15 protein-coding genes and 1 tRNA gene are annotated in these 18544 nt (G+C 69.3%); 9 read left to right on the top strand and 7 right to left on the bottom strand.

Going from position 1 to position 18544, the window contains the following annotated elements:
• The first annotated feature begins 257 nt into the window (after nt 1-257).
• Both zapE and MKL11_RS26925 read left to right on the top strand, forming a co-directional pair.
• Nucleotides 258-1490: a cell division protein ZapE gene (zapE, locus tag MKL11_RS26930; RefSeq protein WP_243949103.1), complete on the top strand. Its 1233-nt coding sequence runs from the start codon at nt 258-260 to the stop codon at nt 1488-1490.
• Nucleotides 1487-4444: a response regulator gene (locus MKL11_RS26925; RefSeq protein WP_243948985.1), complete on the top strand. Its 2958-nt coding sequence runs from the start codon at nt 1487-1489 to the stop codon at nt 4442-4444. Before zapE ends, MKL11_RS26925 begins: the two co-directional genes overlap by 4 nt.
• 25 nt (nt 4445-4469) lie before the next feature.
• On the opposite strand, the gene ubiB is transcribed toward MKL11_RS26925, so the two are convergent.
• The 3 genes from ubiB to leuB form a co-directional block, all read right to left on the bottom strand.
• Complete coding sequence (ubiB, locus tag MKL11_RS26920) at nt 4470-6032, bottom strand: 2-polyprenylphenol 6-hydroxylase (protein ID WP_243948983.1); 1563 nt, start codon at nt 6030-6032, stop codon at nt 4470-4472.
• A 64-nt stretch (nt 6033-6096) separates the two neighbouring features.
• Complete coding sequence (ubiE, locus tag MKL11_RS26915) at nt 6097-6879, bottom strand: bifunctional demethylmenaquinone methyltransferase/2-methoxy-6-polyprenyl-1,4-benzoquinol methylase UbiE (RefSeq protein ID WP_243948981.1); 783 nt, start codon at nt 6877-6879, stop codon at nt 6097-6099.
• A gap of 86 nt (nt 6880-6965) precedes the next feature.
• The gene (gene leuB, locus MKL11_RS26910) at nt 6966-8075 is read right to left on the bottom strand and encodes a 3-isopropylmalate dehydrogenase (RefSeq protein WP_243948972.1); all 1110 of its coding nucleotides are present in this window, start codon (nt 8073-8075) and stop codon (nt 6966-6968) included.
• Between the two features lie 410 nt (nt 8076-8485).
• Between leuB and MKL11_RS26905 the strand changes: the two genes are divergently transcribed.
• The 5 genes from MKL11_RS26905 (at nt 8486) to MKL11_RS26885 (ending at nt 13092) form a co-directional block, all read left to right on the top strand.
• On the top strand, nt 8486-10051 hold the full coding sequence (locus MKL11_RS26905) for a 2-isopropylmalate synthase (RefSeq protein WP_243948970.1): 1566 nt from the start codon (nt 8486-8488) through the stop codon (nt 10049-10051).
• A 103-nt stretch (nt 10052-10154) separates the two neighbouring features.
• Nucleotides 10155-10230: transfer RNA gene (locus tag MKL11_RS26900), tRNA-Lys, on the top strand.
• A 262-nt stretch (nt 10231-10492) separates the two neighbouring features.
• Nucleotides 10493-11128: a hypothetical protein gene (locus MKL11_RS26895; RefSeq protein ID WP_243948968.1), complete on the top strand. Its 636-nt coding sequence runs from the start codon at nt 10493-10495 to the stop codon at nt 11126-11128.
• A 411-nt stretch (nt 11129-11539) separates the two neighbouring features.
• The gene (locus MKL11_RS26890; RefSeq protein ID WP_279600734.1) at nt 11540-12499 is read left to right on the top strand and encodes a helix-turn-helix domain-containing protein; all 960 of its coding nucleotides are present in this window, start codon (nt 11540-11542) and stop codon (nt 12497-12499) included.
• Nucleotides 12500-12942: 443 nt separating this feature from the next.
• Complete coding sequence (locus MKL11_RS26885) at nt 12943-13092, top strand: hypothetical protein (RefSeq protein ID WP_243948964.1); 150 nt, start codon at nt 12943-12945, stop codon at nt 13090-13092.
• 331 nt (nt 13093-13423) lie between these two features.
• Here the strand turns inward: MKL11_RS26885 and MKL11_RS26880 are convergent, their stop codons facing one another.
• Entirely contained in the window at nt 13424-14764 is a 1341-nt protein-coding gene (locus tag MKL11_RS26880; RefSeq protein WP_243948962.1) for a PQQ-dependent sugar dehydrogenase, read from the bottom strand.
• Nucleotides 14761-15237, bottom strand: a complete 477-nt coding sequence (locus MKL11_RS26875; protein ID WP_313900786.1) for a DUF2231 domain-containing protein — start codon at nt 15235-15237, stop codon at nt 14761-14763. The genes MKL11_RS26880 and MKL11_RS26875 overlap by 4 nt, the downstream gene beginning before the upstream one ends.
• 285 nt (nt 15238-15522) lie before the next feature.
• On the opposite strand from MKL11_RS26875, the gene MKL11_RS26870 reads away from it, so the two are divergent.
• On the top strand, nt 15523-15774 hold the full coding sequence (locus MKL11_RS26870) for a hypothetical protein (protein ID WP_243948960.1): 252 nt from the start codon (nt 15523-15525) through the stop codon (nt 15772-15774).
• 228 nt (nt 15775-16002) lie between these two features.
• Here MKL11_RS26870 and MKL11_RS26865 read toward each other — a convergent pair whose 3' ends face one another.
• Nucleotides 16003-16401, bottom strand: a complete 399-nt coding sequence (locus tag MKL11_RS26865) for a PRC-barrel domain-containing protein (RefSeq protein WP_243948958.1) — start codon at nt 16399-16401, stop codon at nt 16003-16005.
• Nucleotides 16402-16690: 289 nt separating this feature from the next.
• Between MKL11_RS26865 and MKL11_RS26860 the strand changes: the two genes are divergently transcribed.
• Nucleotides 16691-17587, top strand: a complete 897-nt coding sequence (locus tag MKL11_RS26860; protein ID WP_409565921.1) for a DMT family transporter — start codon at nt 16691-16693, stop codon at nt 17585-17587.
• Nucleotides 17588-17596: 9 nt separating this feature from the next.
• Here MKL11_RS26860 and MKL11_RS26855 read toward each other — a convergent pair whose 3' ends face one another.
• Entirely contained in the window at nt 17597-18523 is a 927-nt protein-coding gene (locus tag MKL11_RS26855) for a hypothetical protein (RefSeq protein WP_409565919.1), read from the bottom strand.
• Nucleotides 18524-18544: the final 21 nt, after the last annotated feature.

The raw sequence follows: 18544 nt of genomic DNA, 5'->3' as shown, positions 1-18544 counted from the left end.
CCGGACGCTCCTCCCGAAAGATAGGGTTGATTTCGCATCCCGATCCGCGTTGTGCAATGCAGCAATTTGACTGAGGTCGTCCGTAGGGGTGCTGCCATGCTCCCGTCCCATGGAACGAGTCACCGGGGCGTGTTCCGGGTTGGGCTTGATTCGCGGCGATCTTGAGCGGCACAGGGATGCGGCTCGGGTCGGGAACGGTCGACCGGGCGCGGGGGGTGCCGGTCCGGCGCCATGCGGAGCTGCAGGGGACCGGCGGCGTGAGCGAGCAATCCGGGAAGCAACACGCGCCGTCGGCGGAGGCGCGGGCCGGCGCCGTGTCGCCCGGCCCGGTCCATGAGCGCTACGAGGCCCTGGTCGCCACCGGCGCGATCGAGCGTGATCCGGCTCAGGCGCAGTTGGTACGCGCCCTCGACTGGCTGCTCCAAGACCTCGGTCGGCGCAAGCGCGCCAGTAAGACCAGCGCGCTCGGCTGGCTGTTCCGGCGCAAGGACGAGGCCGAGGCGCCCAAGGGGCTTTACATCTGGGGCTCGGTCGGGCGCGGCAAGACCATGCTGATGGACCTGTTCCACGACGCCGCGCCGGGACCGAAGCGGCGGGTCCACTTCCACGGGTTCCTCGCGGACGCGCACGAGCGCATCCATGCCTACAGGCAGGCCCTGAAGGCCGGCACCGTGAAGGGCGACGACCCGATCGGACCGGTTGCCGACCAGCTCGCCGACGAGGCGACCCTGCTGTGCTTTGACGAGTTCACGGTGACCGACATCGCCGACGCGATGATCCTCGGGCGCCTGTTCGGCCACCTGTTCCGCCGCGGCGTCACCGTGGTGGCGACGTCCAACGTCGAGCCCGACCGACTCTACGAAGGCGGCCTCAACCGGGCGCTGTTCCTGCCGTTCGTCGCAACCTTGAAGGAGCAGGTCGAGGTGGTACGCCTCGATTCGCGCACCGATTTCCGCCTGGAGAAGCTCGGCGGCGCGGCCGTCTACCATGTCCCCGCGGACGAGGCCGCCCGCGCGGCCCTGGACGCCGCGTTCAAGGGGCTCACCGGCAAGGCCAAGGGACGCCCGGCCACCATGCAGGTCCATGGCCGGGACGTGGACATCCCCGAAGAGGCGAACGGCGTCGCCCGTTTCGGTTTCGACGATCTGTGCCGCAAGCCGCTCGGCGCCTCGGACTACATGGCCCTGGCGCGGGCCTTCCACACGGTGATCCTCGACGGGATCCCGGTCCTGGGAGAGGCCGAGCGCAACGAGGCCAAACGCTTCATCACCTTGGTGGACACCCTCTACGACCGGCACGTGAAACTGGTGGCCTCGGCCGACGCCGAGGCGCAGGATCTCTACGTGGCCGAGACCGGCCGGGAGGCGTTCGAGTTCGACCGGACGGTCTCCCGCCTGATCGAGATGCGCTCGCGGGAATACCTCGCCCTGCCGCATGGACGGGCCGATTCCGAGGCCTCGGGCGCCAGCACCGGGCTGGTGGAGACGTGAGCGGCCGCCCGGGAGTCGGATCGATCTTTCGCCTGCGGCGCCCGAACTGGCGCGGGGCCGGACCGCTGGGGCCGCTGCTCGGCTCGCCGGCCGCCTTCGTCCTGCTGGTCGTGGCGCTCGCCGCAGGCACCGCCAACTACGTCGCTGGAGAGGCTGACCGGGCCGCCACCGCGCAGGCCAACACCACCATCGCGGGGGTCGAACGCCTGCTCTCCGAGGTCAAGGACCTGGAGACCGGGGAGCGCGGCTTCGTGCTGGTCGGCAGCGAGGATTACCTGACGCCCTACACCCTCGCGCTCGGCAAGATCGAGACCGAGCTCGCCGGGCTTGGCGGCACCGCGCAGGAGCCGGTGCGCGCCGGCGGCCCGTCGCTCGCCGGGCTGGTGGCGCAGAAACGCGACTTCGCCACCCGGGTGGTCGCGGCGCGCCGGGACCGGGGCTTCGACGCGGCCACCGAACTCGTGCGCACCGGCGAAGGCAAGCGTCTCATGGACGCGATCCGCATGGAGGCCGCCGCTCGCCAAGCGATGACGGCGCAGCACCTCGCCGACGTGCAGACCCGGGAGCGCTGGCGCGGGCTGATCCTGTTCCTGCTCTCCGGCGCGGCGGCGCTCGGGGCGATCGTGCTGCTCGCCCGCCTCGCGCTTGTACGCCGGCAGGAATCGCTGCGCATGTCGCGCCTGCTCGACGGCGTGCTCGCCAACGCCCCCGTGGGCCTCGGCTTCCTCGATCGCGACCTGAAGATCCGCCACATGAACCGGGCGCTCGCCACCATGAGCGAGCGCGGCTTCGGTGCCGATCTCGGCGCCCCGATCTGGGCGATGCTGCCGACCCTGCGCGAGGCGTTGGCCCCCAAGCTTGCCGCAGCCCTCGAAGCCGGTCTGGTCTCGCCGAACGTACCGGTGGCGGTGCCGACGCCGTCCGCCCCCGGTGGGGTTCGCCAGTTCTCGATGAGTTTCTATCCCCTGCGCGGCGAGGGCACCTCCGCCGGCAGCGGCGATGACGTGGAGGGCGTCGGCCTGGTTGTGGTTGACGACACGATCCGCCACCTCGCGGAGATGCGGACCCGGCGCAGTGAGGAGCGCTTCCGCTCGCTGATCGAGGCCAGCGCGGCGATCGTCTGGACCGCCAATCCGGAGGGCAGCCTGCACCGGCGCCAGACCGCCTGGAGCCGCTTCACCGGGCAGGACGAGGCCACCTATGCCGGCCTCGGCTTCCTCGACGTGATCCACCCGGACGACCGCGCCCACACGCAGGCCGACTGGTCCCGGGCGGTCTCGACCCTGACGCCCTACGCCACCGAGCACCGGCTGCGCGCCCGCTCCGGCGCCTACCGGCACATGAGCGTGCGCGCGGTCCCGATCCTCGAGGCGGACGGCACTTTGCGCGAATGGGTCGGCACCCACACCGACATCACCGAGCGCAAGGAGGCGGAAGCGGCCATCGAAGCGGCCCGCGCGGCGGCCGAGACGGCCAACGAAGCCAAGAGCCAGTTCCTGGCCAATATGAGCCACGAGCTGCGCACGCCGCTTTCGGCGGTGATCGGCTATTCCGAGATGGTTCAGGAGGAGCTGGAGGATCTCGGCGAGGCCGACCTGATCGCCGACATGAAGAAGATCGAGTCCAACGCCCGCCACCTGCTCGGCCTGATCAACGACGTGCTCGACATCTCCAAGATCGAGGCCGACCGAGTCGAGATCTACGCGGAGGATTTCGACGTGGCCGAAGTTGTCCGCGACGTGGCCGCCACCGTCGAGGGCCTGATCGCCAAGAAGGGCAACGCCCTGGCCCTGGAGCTGGCCGAGGATGTCGGCCGGGCCCATACCGACGTGACCAAGCTGCGCCAGTGCCTGATCAACCTCCTCAGCAACGCCGCGAAGTTCACCGAGAACGGCCGGATCACCCTGGGCGTCGTCCGGAGCGCGGAGGCGCTTCGGTTCACGGTCGCGGATACCGGCATCGGCATGACCGCCGAGCAGGTCGGGCGGCTGTTCGAGCGCTTCACCCAGGCCGACGCCTCGACGACCCGCCGCTTCGGCGGCACCGGGCTCGGCCTGTCGATCACCCGGGCCTTCTCGGAGATGCTGGGCGGCTCCATCGCGGTTGAGAGCCGGGAAGGGCAGGGCACGACCTTCACGCTGACGCTGCCGGCGCAGTTCCAGGGCCCGGAGGCCGCGCATCCGGACGCGACCGGCGAGAGTCCGGGCGACCGCCGGACGATCCTGGTGGTCGATGACGACGCCGCGACCCGGGACCTCCTCGCCCGCTTCCTGGAGCGCGAGGGATTCGCCGTGGCGGTGGCCGAGGACGGGCGCCGGGGGCTGGAACTGGCCAAGTCCCTGCGCCCCCGGGCGGTGCTTCTCGACGTGACCATGCCGCAGATGGACGGGTGGGCGGTGCTGCGGGCCCTGCGGGCGGATCCCGAGATCGGCGCGACGCCGATCGTGATGGTGACGGTGCTGGACGAGCAGAACCTCGCCTTCTCGCTGGGCGCCACCGACTATCTGCAGAAGCCGATCGACTGGGGCAGCCTGCGCCACGTCATCGACCGGTTCCGCCCGGTCTCGACCGAGGGCCCGATCCTGGTGGTCGAGGACGAGGCGGACGTGCGCGCCCATCTCTGCGCCTATCTCGGCCGCGAGGGTTTCCCGGTGATCGAGGCCGAGAACGGCCTGCGGGCGCTGGAGACCGTGGAGGCGGAACGGCCCTGCTTGGTGCTGCTCGACCGGATGATGCCGGAGATGGACGGGTTCGGCTTCCTGCGGGCTCTGCGCACCCGGCCGGACTGGCGGGACATCCCCGTGGTGGTGCTCACCGCCAAGGACATCACCGCCGAGGATCGCCGCCGCCTTGCCGGTCAGGCCGACCGGGTGCTCGCCAAGGGCACGACCGGGCTGAGCGAGCTCGCCCGCGAGTTGCGGGCGCTGATGCCGGGGCATGCCGAGGTGGCGTGAGCGAGACGAGGTCGCGTTCCGACGATCACAGGCCCCGGAACGCCATCACCAGCGCCCCGACGGCGATGCCCCAGAGGGCGAGGGTCGACCAGATCGCGCGCCGGCCCTCGCTGCGCGCGAAGTGTTCCAGCCGCCGCGCGTCGCCCGTCCCGGCCTCGTCGAGGCGGACCAGCACGCGCTTGAGCCGGGTCGCGAGATCGGGGATGTCGCCGACCACGTCGGACAGCACCCGCAGGGCCTCGAATCCGCTCTGGGCGCGCCCGAGCGGGCCGGCATTCTTGGTGATCCAGCTGCGCACCACCGGCTCGGCGGTGGTCCACATGTCGAGGCGCGGATCGAGGGAGCGGGCCACGCCCTCGACCACCACCATGGTCTTCTGCAGCATCACCAGCTCGGTCCGCGTGCTCATGTCGAACAGGGCGGTGATGTCGAACAGCAGGGTCAGCACCTTGGCCATCGAAATCTCGTCGGCCCGGCGCTGGTGGATCGGCTCGCCGATCGCCCGGATCGCCTGCGCGAAGTCCTCGACGGAATGGTGCGCCGGCACGTAGCCGGCCTCGAAATGCACCTTCGCGACCCGGCGATAGTCGCGCAGGATGAAGCCCAGCAGGATCTCGGCGAGGAACCGGCGCTCGTTCAGGCCGAGCCGGCCCATGATGCCGAAATCGACCGCGACCAGCCGACCCTCTGCGTCGACCAGTAGGTTCCCCTGGTGCATGTCGGCGTGGAAGAAGCCGTCGCGGATCGCCTGGCGCAGGAAGCTCTGGATCACCGTGCGCCCGATCGCCTGCGGGTCGTGGCCGGCGGCTGCGAGCTCGGCGGCGCTGTGCAGGCGTACGCCCTCGATCCATTCGGCCGACAGCACCTCCCGGGCGGTCAGCTCCCATTCGGGCTTGGGCACCCGGAAATCGAGATCGTCCTTGGTGTTCTCGGCGATCTCCGAGGCGGCTGCCGCCTCCAGGCGGAAATCCATCTCCATCATCACGGAGCGGGCAAGGATCTCCACCACCTCGCGCGGGCGCAGCCGCTCGGCCTGGGGCGAGAGCGCGTGCACCACCCGGGCCATAAAGCGCATGACTTCGAGATCGCGCATGAACCGTTCGCGCACGCCGGGGCGCATGACCTTCACGGCGAGCGCGCGCTGCGTTCCGTCGGCATCCTGCACGACCGCCTTGTGGACCTGCGCGATCGAGGCGGCGGCGATCGGCTCGCTGAACGACACGAACAGCGTGTGCACCGGCTTGCCGAGCGCGGTCTCGACCACCTTCAGGGCGGTCTCCTGCGGGAAGGGCGGCACCCGGTCCTGCAGCCGCTCCAGATCGAAGGCCGCCCGCATGCCGACGATGTCGGGCCGCGTCGCCAGGAACTGGCCGAACTTGACGTAGGAGGGCCCGAGCCGCGTCAGGGCGGCGGACAGGCCGGCAGCGCCGTCGCCGAGCCCCCGCCGCTCCAGGGTCCGCCCGAGCTTCAGGGCGAAGCGCAGGTGGGCCGGCAGCTCCGACGGATCGGCCAGGGCCAGCGCGCCCTCGCGGGCCAGGACGAAGCCGACCCGGGCGCCGCGGAACAGGTTGATCGCGGCGCCGATCATGGATGCACCGGGGCTGTCCCGCCCCCCGCAGCGGGGGGAGGGCGGTGGTGCGCGTGGGCCAAGATCAGGAGACCTTCCAGCCGGAATGGATCGCCACGATCCCGCCCGAGAGCGGCCGGTCGGTGACGTGGCGGAAGCCGGCGCGCTCGATCATGCCGCTGAACGCCCCCCGGGTCGGGAATTTCCGGATCGACTCGACGAGGTAGCGGTAGGATTCGGCGTCGCCAGCCACCCGGGCGCCGATCCGCGGGATCACGTGGAAGGAATAGGCGTCGTAGATCCGGTCGAGCAGCGGGATGTCGACGGCGGAGAATTCGAGGCACAGGAACCGGCCGCCCGGCTTCAGTACCCGGCGCGCCTCCGAGAGCGCCGTCTCGATCCGCGGCACGTTCCGGATGCCGAACGCGATCGTGTAGGCGTCGAAGGCGGCGTCCGGCAGGGGCAGGCTCTCGGCGTTGCCGGTCACGAAGGCGATCCGGTCGCCGGCGCCCTCGACCTTGTCCTTCGCCCGCTCGGCGCCGACGCGCAGCATCGATTCGTTGATGTCGAGCACGGTGACCCGGGTCTTCGGGCCGCCGGCGGCGAGCACTCGGAACGCCACGTCGCCGGTGCCGCCGGCCACGTCGAGATGCGCGAACGGCCGGCCCTGCGGCGGGCGCAGCATCGAGACCAGCTGCGCCTTCCAGGCCCGGTGCAGGCCCGCCGACATCAGGTCGTTCATGACGTCGTAGCGGCGGGCGACCGAGTGGAAGACGCTGTCGACGCGCCCCTGCTTCTCGTCGAGCGACACGCGCTCGAAGCCGAAATCCGCGCTCTCGCGCTCCGTCGCCCCGTCCCCGGCCTTCATGACGCTCCCGATCCTGTCAGTGCGCGGGTCATAGCGAAGGCCGCGCCCGTCCGCCATGCGTCTAACACGCGGGCGGTGCCGGATCCTCAGCCGACGCGGGCACGCAGGGCGTCGGCCACCGCGTTCGCCATGGCGCGGGTGCCGATCGTGCTGGTGCCGGCGCCGGCGATGTCGGCGGTGCGGGCGCCACTGGCCAGCGCATCCATGACGGCGCCGTCGAGCGCGTCCGCGGCCTCGCCGAGGCCGAACGAGTAGCGCAGGCACATGGTCAGCGAGCCGATCATGGCGATCGGGTTCGCCTTGTCCTGGCCGGCGATGTCCGGGGCCGAGCCGTGGCAGGGCTCATAGAGCGCCCGGCGCACGCCGCTGGCATCGACCGCGCCGAGCGAGGCCGAGGGCAGCATGCCGAGCGAACCGGTGAGCATCGCGGCGAGGTCGGACAGGACGTCGCCGAACAGGTTGTCGGTCACCAGCACGTCGAACTGCTTCGGCCGGCGAACCAGCTGCATGGCGCAATTGTCCGCGAGCACGTGCTCCAGCGCGATGTTCGCGTAGTGCTCGGCATGGACCTTGGTGACGACCTCCTTCCACAGGACGCCGGATTTCATCACGTTGTGCTTCTCGGCCGAGGCAACCCGGCCCGAGCGCTTGCCCGCCAGATCGAAGGCGACATGGGCGATCCGCTCGATCTCGCCGGTGGTATAGACCTGGGTATCCACCGCCCGCTTCGAGCCGTCCGGCAGGGTGGTGATCTCCTTGGGCTCGCCGAAATAGACGCCGCCGGTCAGCTCGCGGACGATCATGATGTCGAGGCCCTCGACCAGCTCACGCTTGAGCGCGGAGGCGTCGGCCAAAGCCGGGTAGCAGATCGCCGGCCGCAGGTTGGCAAACAGCTCCAGTTCCTTGCGCAGGCGCAGCAAGCCGGCCTCCGGGCGGTTCTCGTAGGCGACGCCGGCCCATTTCGGGCCGCCCACCGCGCCGAGCAGGATCGCGTCGGCGCCCCGGGCGCGCGCCAGGGTCTCGTCCGAGAGCGGGCTGCCATGAGCGTCGAGGGCGCAGCCGCCGACCAAGTCGGTCTCGGTCTCGAACGTGGCGAGCCCGGTCTCCTTCAGGGCGTCCAGGACAACCTGCATGCCGCCCGCGACCTCCGGGCCGATCCCGTCGCCGGGCAGGAGCAGGAGCTTGTAGCTGGCCATGGCGGTCTCGCGGGTTCTCTCTCGACGTGCCGCGGGCTTTATCGAGGGCGGGCCGCGCTTGGCAAGGCGGCGGCCCGAGACCGCCCTTGTGTTTCCGCGATGCGGGCGCTACCTCTGCCGCGCACCGCGCGGGTGCTGCGTCACGCCGTTCGCGCCTCACCCGGGAGAGACGAGCCTTGGCCAGAGCCGGCTCAGCGACCGAGACCGCCCACGCCGCTGCGCCGGCGCTGCGGTCGCGTGCGCGCCATACCGGGCTTCGTCTTCCGCTTCTGCTTACCCGCCCCTGAGGGCCGTCCGGGCGCGCGCGCCTGGGCCTTCAGGGGATTGTCGGAACTCGCGAACTTCGAGCCCCTTTTGGGCACCCCGCCGCCCCGAGCCTTCCGCCGGGCGGCCCGCGACAGGGTAACGCCATGACCACGACCACCAGCACCGCTGCCCGCGAACGCATCGTCATCTTCGACACCACCTTGCGCGACGGCGAGCAATGCCCCGGCGCCACCATGACCCACGACGAGAAGCTCGCGGTCGCCGAGCTCCTCGACACGATGGGCGTCGACGTCATCGAGGCCGGCTTCCCGATCGCCTCGATCGGCGATTTTGAGGCCGTGTCGGAGATCGCAAGGCGCACCAAGCGCGCCACCATCGCGGGCCTCGCCCGCGCGATCCCCGCCGACATCGCGCGCGCCGGCGAGGCGGTGCGGCACGCCCAGCGCGGGCGGATCCACACCTTCGTGTCGACCTCGCCGATCCATCTCGCGCATCAGATGCGCAAGACCCAGGACGAGGTCCTGGAGATCATCCTGAAGACCGTGGCCCAGGCCCGCGACCTCGTCGAGGACGTGGAATGGTCGGCCATGGACGCGACCCGCACGCCGATCGATTACCTGTGCCGCTGCGTCGAGGCCGCGATCAAGGCCGGCGCCACGACGATCAACCTGCCCGACACGGTGGGCTACGCGACGCCCGCCGAGTACCGCGACATGTTCGCGTCCGTGCGCGAGCGGGTTCCGAACGCTGACCAGGCGATTTTTTCCGTCCATTGCCACAACGATCTGGGCCTCGCGATCGCCAACTCGCTGGCGGGCATCGAGGGCGGCGCCCGGCAGGTCGAATGCACGATCAATGGGATCGGCGAGCGGGCCGGCAACGCCGCGCTCGAGGAAATCGTCATGGCCCTGCGCACCCGCGCTGACGTGCTGCCCTACGAGACCGGCATCGAATCGACCCTGCTGACCCGCGCCTCGAAGCTGGTGAGCCACGCCACCAACTTCCCGGTGCAGTTCAACAAGGCGATCGTCGGCCGCAACGCCTTCGCGCACGAGAGCGGCATCCACCAGGACGGCATGCTCAAGAACGCCGAGACCTACGAGATCATGACGCCGGCCTCGGTCGGCCTGACCAAGACCTCGCTGGTGATGGGCAAGCACTCCGGCCGGGCGGCCTTCCGCTCCAAGCTCGACGACCTCGGCCTGCACCTGTCCGACAACCAGTTCCAGGACGCGTTCGAGCGGTTCAAGGCGCTCGCCGACCGCAAGAAGCACGTCTACGACGAGGATATCGAGGCGCTGGTCGACGAGAACCTCGCCACGGCGCACGACCGCATCCGGCTGGTCTCGCTCTCGGTGATCGCCGGCACCCGCGGGCCGCAGCGTGCGACCCTGCGCATCGCCGACGAGACCGGCACGCGGATCGAGGAGGCGGACGGCAACGGGCCGGTGGACGCCGTGTTCAACGCCATCACCGCCCTGGTGCCGCACAAGGCCGAACTGGAGCTGTACCAGGTCCAGGCCGTCTCCGGCGGTACGGACGCCCAGGCCGAGGTCTCGGTGCGCCTGCGCGACGGCGAGCGCAGCGTCACCGCCCGCGGCGCCGACCCGGACACGCTGGTGGCCTCCGCCAAGGCGTATCTCTCGGCGCTGAACAAGCTCGCGGCCCACGCCGTGCGGGTTCATGCACAGCACGCGGCGGCGGAATAGCAAAAAACCCGCCTCCGGGGGTGGACAGCCCCCGGATGCGTTGGTATCAGCCCGCCACCCCGGACGGACTTGGTGGCCGCCGGGGCGGATCGCAGATGCGATCGGGCGCATAGCTCAGTTGGTAGAGCAGCTGACTCTTAATCAGCGGGTCCTAGGTTCGAACCCTAGTGCGCCCACCAAGATCTTCAAAAACCTCTTCGAAAACCTGTCTGTGACACCGTAACGGTCCGCCGTGCGGATCCTTTTCGTGTGCCGATCCCGGAGACGGGACGCCCGACACTGCCGCAACGGCGCGCCCGCTTCGTGCACGACGAAATCAGAACTTGCGCGATAGGGCCGAGGACAATCGCTATCGCCTGTGCAATTCAGACGTCGTAACTATCTCCGCCTGAAGATGGTCTATCCGTCGCATATCGACGGCTGAACTTGGAGATGTGTCGGTTGGTCCGTTTCGTCTCGATTGTCGCTTCGGCCGGGATTGGCGTCCTGGCGACGTACGGACCCGCATGGGCCGGGTCGGAGATCACCCTCGCGGCGATCACGACGGGCCGGCTCTACGTCGTCGGGACGACGGAGCGCCCGAACATGCCCGTGGTGCTGGACGACAAGTTCCGCACCGAGTCGGACGACAAGGGCAGGTTCCAGTACGAGCTGGTCTACCATCCGGCCCGCTGCATCGTCTCCGCGACGATCGACGGCAAGGCCGTGGAGGCGGTCGTCAGCAATTGCAGCCAGCATTGCGAGGTCGTCCCGCAGAATGCCGCTGCAGGTCCCGTATCGGCCGCCGTGCCGCTGCCGGCGATGCCGAGCCCGGCAGGATCTCAGTCCGCCCCGGGTTCGGCGCCGCTCCCGCGCGCAATGCCGCAGAACCGGAGGGCCGTGGCGATCCCGCCGGCCGCGACGCCCGCCGCCGCCCCGCCCCAAGTCCAGATCAAGCGGCCGCCGAGGCCGCCGCAGCGGCCCGTCACCCAGGCGCCGGCGCAGGCCCGGGCCGTCCAACCCGCCAAGCCGGTGCGCAAGCCCCGGCCCACGCCGCGAGAGGCCCCCGACGATGCCGGCCCGCCGATCGCCGATTGATCGGGCGCCTCAAGATTGGCCGATGCACCGCCGCTGGGCTTGGTGCGACCGATGGCGGGACGAGCGCTGACGTGCGGGCGAGTCCCGCGGCCGGAGCATCGTTCCGGATCCGATATCCGGAAGATGCTGTTCGGTCGATTTCATGCGCTGGTCGCGCTAAAGGCCGGGCCATCATTCGCCGCGACGTTGTTACACAAACAAAAAGAGCGGATCGACTTATGGAAAAACTTTGCAAAAATGCGGCTTCTAACCAATCTATACTGCATACACGTGTGTTATAATTATATTAGCTAGATAACTATAGTAAAAATTATGACTTTAAATTTTTAGACCGCCAGCTACCATTTTCGTTAGGGATGACGGACAATCCATCGATCTTAAATTGTGGATGATGGCCTGATCCGCGAATCGATGAAAACTCTATTTTCGACCCTCGGCGGACAATCCGATATCAATTTTAATCTCTGGCGAGATATCGCCCACGCTCGCCTCATGCCGGCCGAACTGTATCGGGTCGATGACAGTATCTTCCACGGTCTGTTCGAGGGCACCGATCTCGGATCGCTGCCGATAACCCGTTCGACGTTCAGCGCCGTGCGCGTGGAATCGACACCGGCCACGCTCCGTCGGAACGCGAAGCGGGACACCCTTGCCGTCACGATCAAGCTGTCCGGGACGTCGATGTGCGAGCAGTTCGGACGCCAGGCCGTCGCGCGGCCCGGCGAGATCGTGGTCCTGGATCGACGGAGCCCCTCCATCCGCCAGACGACCGAACCGTCTCGATCGCTGCTCCTGGAAGTTCCGAGGGATCGATTGGAGAGCCTGCTCGGAGACGCACGACACTTCTCGGCTCTCACCATTGGCGCGGATCTCGGCAGTACCAGACTGGTGACGACGTTCCTGGACACGTTGCTGCGCGTCGAGAACCGATTCACGCCCGATGCGGCTGAGCGGATGTCGGGGATCGCCGTGGACCTGATCACGGCCTGCATCGCCGAGCGCCTGGCGAAAGAAGTGCCCCGACCGCTGCACGGCACCGTCGTGGTTCAGCGGGCCAAGGCGCATGTCGAGGCCAATCTGAGCGACCCGACCCTCGATCCGCCCCGGCTCGCCGCTGCGGTCGGCGTGTCGCTGCGCCGGCTGCAGGAGCTTTTCCGCGCGCATGGCCAGCACATCTCCGATTGGATCTGGCAGCGCCGGCTGGAGGCGGCGGCCAAGCGTCTGGCCGACCCGGGCTGCCGGCATCTCGCCATCGGCACCCTGGCCTATGGCTGCGGCTTCGCCAGCCAGGCCCATTTCTCCCGCCGGTTCAAGGATCGCTATGGGATGGTCCCGAGCGACTTCCGGCAACAGGCCGATCCGAAATCCTGAACGGCGTCCTGGTCGGGCCGCCGTTGCCAAGATCGAGCCGCTTCCTCGCTACCCTGCGCGCGGTTTGGGCCTCGGCACAAATGCGCACCGGCCTCGGCGCGAATGCTGACGCCGCCGCAGATCCGATAGATCGCGTCTCAGGTGTGCCGGAGCACGCCCGTCCTGAAAGCTTGGGCATACATCAGGGTCACACCGCGAACACAGTTGCGGACCTGATGGAGACTTCCGATGACCCTCGCTGCCCGCCTCACCCTCGCCGCCGCCGCGACGATCGCCACGGTCGCGATCCTCGCCGGCACGTATGTCCAGGCCCTGAGCCTCGCCCTGCCGGTCCACTTCGTCTGATGCCTGCAGGTGCCGGCGACGGAGCGCTTGGCAACACGACGCCCCGTCGCCGCTGACGGCGAAAACCCCGCGTCAGGGAGCAGATTATGGACAGGCTCATGACTTCGGTCACCACCGCCGCCACATGGTTCGGCGACACGCTCGACACGCTGCTCGACGACGCCCTGATCGGCTTTGGGCACGCAGCCCCGCTCGTTGATCGAGGCGAGGAAGACGCGATCGAGGACGCCGCGATCCAGGCACGGTAGCAAGCCGATCGATCACGATGACACGGACCATCGGCGCTGTTCTCTATTTCGACTCCGATGACGATCGGTTCTCGACCTCGCCGTCCGCCGGGCCGGCAGCCGGATCCAGCGCCTCTCGGTCGAGACTTCGATAGCCACACTCCCGGGTGCGGTGCGCATCCGACGGCTAGAGATTGGCGGCGATCGGATCGCCGCGGTCATGGGCATGGCGCCCCTCGTCGCTGATCGCACTGGGCGAACGGGTCGAACACGTACCGCGCAGCCCTCCCGGTGCTAAATCAGTCCAGACCCCGGGCGTCGGAACATGGTTTTCGGGACGACACGATCCGGATCATCGGATGATCGATGCGGGCGCAGCCTCGGAGCGCGCGCTCGATCCGGTCACGCGCCACACCGTGCCGCCGGCATCGTCGGCGATGAGCAGGCTGCCCTGGCTGTCGATCGCCAGCCCGACCGGCCGGCCGCGCGCTCGCTTGTCGGCATCGACGAAGCCGGTGACCACGTCCTGGGCCTTGCCGGCGGCCTTGCCGTTCTCGAACGGGATGTAGACCACCTTGTAGCCGTTGAGCGGATCGCGGTTCCAGCTGCCGTGCTCACCCACGAACGCGCCGCTCCGGTAGCTCTGCGGCAGGCCGGTGCCGGTGGCGAACGCCATCCCGAGCGGGGCGACGTGTGAACTCAGCGAATAGTCGGGGATGATGGCCTGGGCGACCAGATCGGGTCGCTGCGGCATCACCCGCGGATCGACGTGATCGCCCCAGTAGCTGTACGGCCAGCCGTAGAAGCCGCCATCCTTCACCGAGGTCATATAATCCGGCACCAGATCGGGGCCGAGCTCGTCCCGCTCGTTGACCACGCACCAGAGCGCCTTGGTCTGCGGCTCGAAGGTCAGCCCGTTCGGGTTGCGCAGGCCGGTAGCGTAGAGCCGATGGGCGCCTGTCGCCCGGTCGATCTCCCAGATCGCCGCCCGATCCTTCTCCTCGTCGATGCCGTTCTCGGTGATGTTACTGTTGGAGCCGACGCCCGCATAGAGCTTGGTCCCGTCGGGGCTGGCGGTCAGGCTCTTGGTCCAGTGATGGTTGATCCGACCCGCCGGCAACTCGGTGAGCTTGGTGCCCGGCTCGGTGATCTGTGTCGCCCCGGCCTTGTACGGGTAGCGCATCACCGCGTCGGTGTCGGCAACGTAGAGGTCGTCGCCGACCAGCACCATGCCGAAGGGCGCGTTCAACTTGTCGAGGAGGACGGTGCGCACCTCGGCCACGCCGTCGCCGTCGGCATCGCGCAGCAGCGTGATCCGCTGGCCCGGCTTCTCGGGCGGATGGGACAGGCCCTCGAGCCAGCCCATGATGATCTCCTTGGGCCGGTTGATCGGTGGGGTCGGGCCGCCGCTTTCCGCCACCAGGATGTCGCCGTTGGGCAGGACCAAGAGCGAGCGCGGGCTCTTGAGGCCGGTGGCCAGGGCCTTCACCTGGAGGCCGACGGCGACCTGCGGGGTCTCGCCGTCCTTCCAGCCGATCGCCTTGGACACGTGCATCGGCGGCAGCAGGTACTGGTGCAGTTCCGGCAGGGGCGGGTTCGGCCCGACCTGCGTCTGCGGGTCGATCGGATCCGGCCCGCAGGCGGCCAGCGGCAGCAAGGCGGCCCCGGCGAGGAAGTGACGAAGCCGGCTCATGCGCGCTCTCCCGGCAGAACGCCGACGCGGTAACGATGGATCAGCTCCGCGCCGTTCCAGCCAGTCACCGCCAGGATCAGGACCACCAGCGCCGAGAGAATCAGGCCCGTCGGCACGACGGAGGTGTAGGCGTCGCGGCTGTGGACGAAGACGTTGAGGATCGCGAGAATCAGTGCCAGCGCGTTGCCGCCGGCGTGGATCCAGGCGGGCTTGAGCCGCCGAATGCTCCGGTCCCCGAAAAAGTCGACCGCGCCGGCTATGCCTGCGAACACCGAGGCGATCAGCCCGACGCTCAGGAGCCAGACCGAGAAGTTGGCCCACTGCATGTTGGCCGTCGACCAATAGGCGATGTCGGTGACGAAGGTCCCGACGAAGCAGACGATCGGGATCGGCACAAGCATCGGATGGATGGGATGACCGGCGATACTGGCGGTCGATCGCGGGTAAGTATCGGACACGGGGATCCTCGTCATACGACCACGTCGTTCATCGACGATCCTACCGCGCGCCGACGCAAAGGTTCCGCGCTGGGCGTTCCTGCGACATGGCCTGCCGCCGGCGCCGGGGCGCCCGACCGATACGAATCGGCAGCCGCGAGCGCGCGACCGAGCCGCGTGCGGCACCGCACCGTCAAACGCTGAACGCCGTGTCGTTTTCAAGAACCGGCGACCGGCATCACTATTGCCGAGTCGGAAGCGGATCGCCACTTCTTGTCTCATCCGCGGACAAGCGGCGAAATGCAGTCCAGGATTAAGACAATGGCCGCTGCAACAGTAGAAAAGCCGCTCGATGTCGGTGGGCCGATCAGCCGCCGGGCATCCGCCCTCGCCAACGTCAAATGGTTCCGCGCCCTGGCCTGGCGGGCGCTGCGCGACGGCGGCCCCCAGGCCGCGTCACGCGCCGCCAACGCCCGGGCGGCGGCCCGCATCGTTCTCCGCCAAGCAAAGCGCGACGCCCTCGTCAGCCGGATCGCGCGTGAGGCTCTGCAGGCGGATCGGACATCGTCCTGAAGTTCGCTCTGCGACCGGCGTTTGCGACAGGGTCGTGGCCATGATCCCGGATATGAGAATCGGGTCGTCGCGCCTCGGGACGCGCATCCGGCCGCCGCGAGATGTAGCCTCCGGAGCAGCGAGGCTGCTTGGTCTCGATCCGCCCGGCATCGAACGGCCGGCCATACGGGAGGAATCAGGGCTGCGGCGGAGACAGAGCGCCGCTCGCCAGCAGCCCTGGCCAGAAGCTCAGCGCTTGAACTTGCCGTCGTACTTGAACTCGGGCGCGGACTTCAGTTGATCCTTGGTGGCGCCGATGATCGCCTTCCACTTCTTCGCATCGGCATCGTAGCCGAGCGCTATGGACGACGGCGAGACCGCGACGTAGTGCTCGCCCATGCCGAGGAAGCCGCCGACGGAAACGATGTAGCCGACGAGCTTCTCGTGGACGATCGCGAGGTCCTTGATCTCGCCGACCGTGTTGTTCGCGGCGTCGGTGATGTTGAGGCCGATCAGGTTGTAGCTCAGCACCGCGTCCTGCGGCACGCTCTCGAACTTGGGGGCCACCGTCGGGGGCGTGTCGTTGGCGGCGAGGGCAGGGCCGGCCAGGGCAGCGGCGGCGAGGGTAGCAAGGACGAGGCGGCGCATCGGGATCTCCAGTGGCCCGGAATGGGCGCCTGGAAAGTGCCGGCCCGCTCCCATCGTTCCGCCCTCACAAAGAAATGTTAATGCCTGGAACATGGAACCGGGCGGCTCCCACGGGTGGGCAGCGCGATGTCTTCGCGCGACATGAGGACCCGGGGCGATCGTACTGGTCGAGGCCTGGGACAGTTCAGCCGGACCGCGCCCGAACCGTCCCTGGCGGCAAGCGGCCGCTGGACGCATGCCACCGCCGGATGACGACCGGGGGGCATGGACCGTGAAACAGGGAGAGATCGTGGAGGTGTTGCCGGGCGGCGCGGCGCGGGGAGCCGTCACGTCGAAGCCGGGCGCCTGGATCGACGGGCTGATCGGCGTGGCGATCTTCAGCGCCTCCCTGGCGGCGACCCGCCTGGCGCTGACCGGCATGGACGCGCTGTTCCTGAGCGCCGCCCGGGCGGCGCTCGCCGGGCTCGCCGGGGCGGTCGCGTTGGTCGTCCTGCGGGAGGCGTGGCCGCGCCGAAGCGATCTCGGCGCGCTCGCGATCGTGGCCGGGGGGGTCGTGGTCGGATTCCCGGTCCTGACAGCGTTGGCGCTGCGCACCGTGGGTGCTGCGCACGGGACCGTCTTCGTCGGCCTGCTGCCGCTCTCGACGGCTCTGTTCGGAGCGCTGCGCTCGGGGGAGCGCCCGTCCGCGGCCTTCTGGATCCTGTCGGTGCTCGGTGCCCTCGTGACGGTGGGCTTCGCCGCCCGCGGTCTCGACGGGCCGCCGGGACCGGGCGACGCCCTCATGCTGGCGGCGATCCTGGTCTGCGGGCTGGGCTATGCGGAGGGTGGGATCCTGGCGCGGCGCCTCGGCGGCTGGCAGGTGATCGCCTGGGCGACCGTGCTGTCGCTGCCCCTCTCCCTGCCGCTGGCGCTGATCCTGAGGCCGGCCGATCCCGCGGCGATCCCGCTCCCGGCCTGGGCCGGCCTCGGCTACGTGGCCCTGTTCAGCATGCTGATCGGCTTCGTGTTCTGGTACCGGGCGCTGGCTCGGGGCGGCATCGCGGCTATCGGGCAGCTCCAGTTGCTGCAGCCGTTCCTGGGGCTCGGGGTCGCCGCCCTGGTGCTCGGCGAGCGGATCGAGCCCGCGATGATCGCCGCGGCCGTCCTGGTCGCCGCCTGCGTGGCCCTGGCGCGGCGCCTCGCCTGAGGCGCGCGATCAACCGGCCTTGGCCACCACCTCGATATCCCGGTCGAGACCGCTCTCGACCTTGAACTCTCGGGTATAGACCTGCCCGTCATGGCGGGCGATCAGCACGTAGTCGCCCTCGGCCAGGGTTACCTGCGGAAAGGCGCCGATCGCCTCGCGGATCGTATCGCCGCCGGGCGTCAAAACCGAGAAGGCGGTGCCGGCATAGGCCTCGGCCCCGGGCGCCGCCACCAGCTTGAGCGTGACGGTGGCGGCGCGGTGGTTGAGTGTCGCCTCCGTGATCTTGCCGTTCTCGACGCGCAGGTCCGCGCGTTGGATCGCGTTGGACTCACCGTAGGTGGAGACCACGTGATAGGTGCCCTCGGGAAGCCGCAGGAGCTCCCCGGCCTTGATCCCGGAGCGCACCAGCCGGCCCTCGGAATTGGTCCCCACCGGCACGAACACCGAGAACGAGACCTGCGCCGGCGGAATCTTCTGGTCGCCGACCGCGCCCGCGAGCTTCAAGGCGCCGGCCGCGACCCGGAGGGTGTCGGTGGCTGGCTGGCCGCCCATCACGATCCGCTTCGAGGCGCTGGCGAAGCCGTAGGTCACGGTCGCCACGTAGGCGCCAGGGGGGAGGGTGAAGTTCGGCTCGGCCTCGGTGGAGCGGCCGACGATCGATGGCCGGGTGCCGTCGCCGCGATCCTCGTAGATCCGCCAGGCGAGACCCTGGCGCAGGGGCACGCCCGCCCCGGACAGGAGCGCTGACAGCGACAGCTGCGCCTCCGGCTCGGCGGGCGGCATGCTGGGCGGCAAGCTCGGGCTGGTGATCGACGGGGAGGGCAGGGGATCGCCGAGGCGGTTCTGGAACACGCCCTGCTGCGCGCGCGCGTTCGCCGGCACGAGATGGGCCGGCAGGAGAATTGCCACCGCCATCGCGGCACGCTTCGCGCGCATCGGTCGAATCCTCATCAAGCC

The organism is Methylobacterium sp. J-077 (assembly GCF_022829365.1).
In the GTDB taxonomy this organism is placed as follows: Bacteria; Pseudomonadota; Alphaproteobacteria; order Rhizobiales; family Beijerinckiaceae; genus Methylobacterium.
Note: the sequence above shows the minus strand (reverse complement) of the source record. Positions and strands in the feature narration are given on the sequence as shown.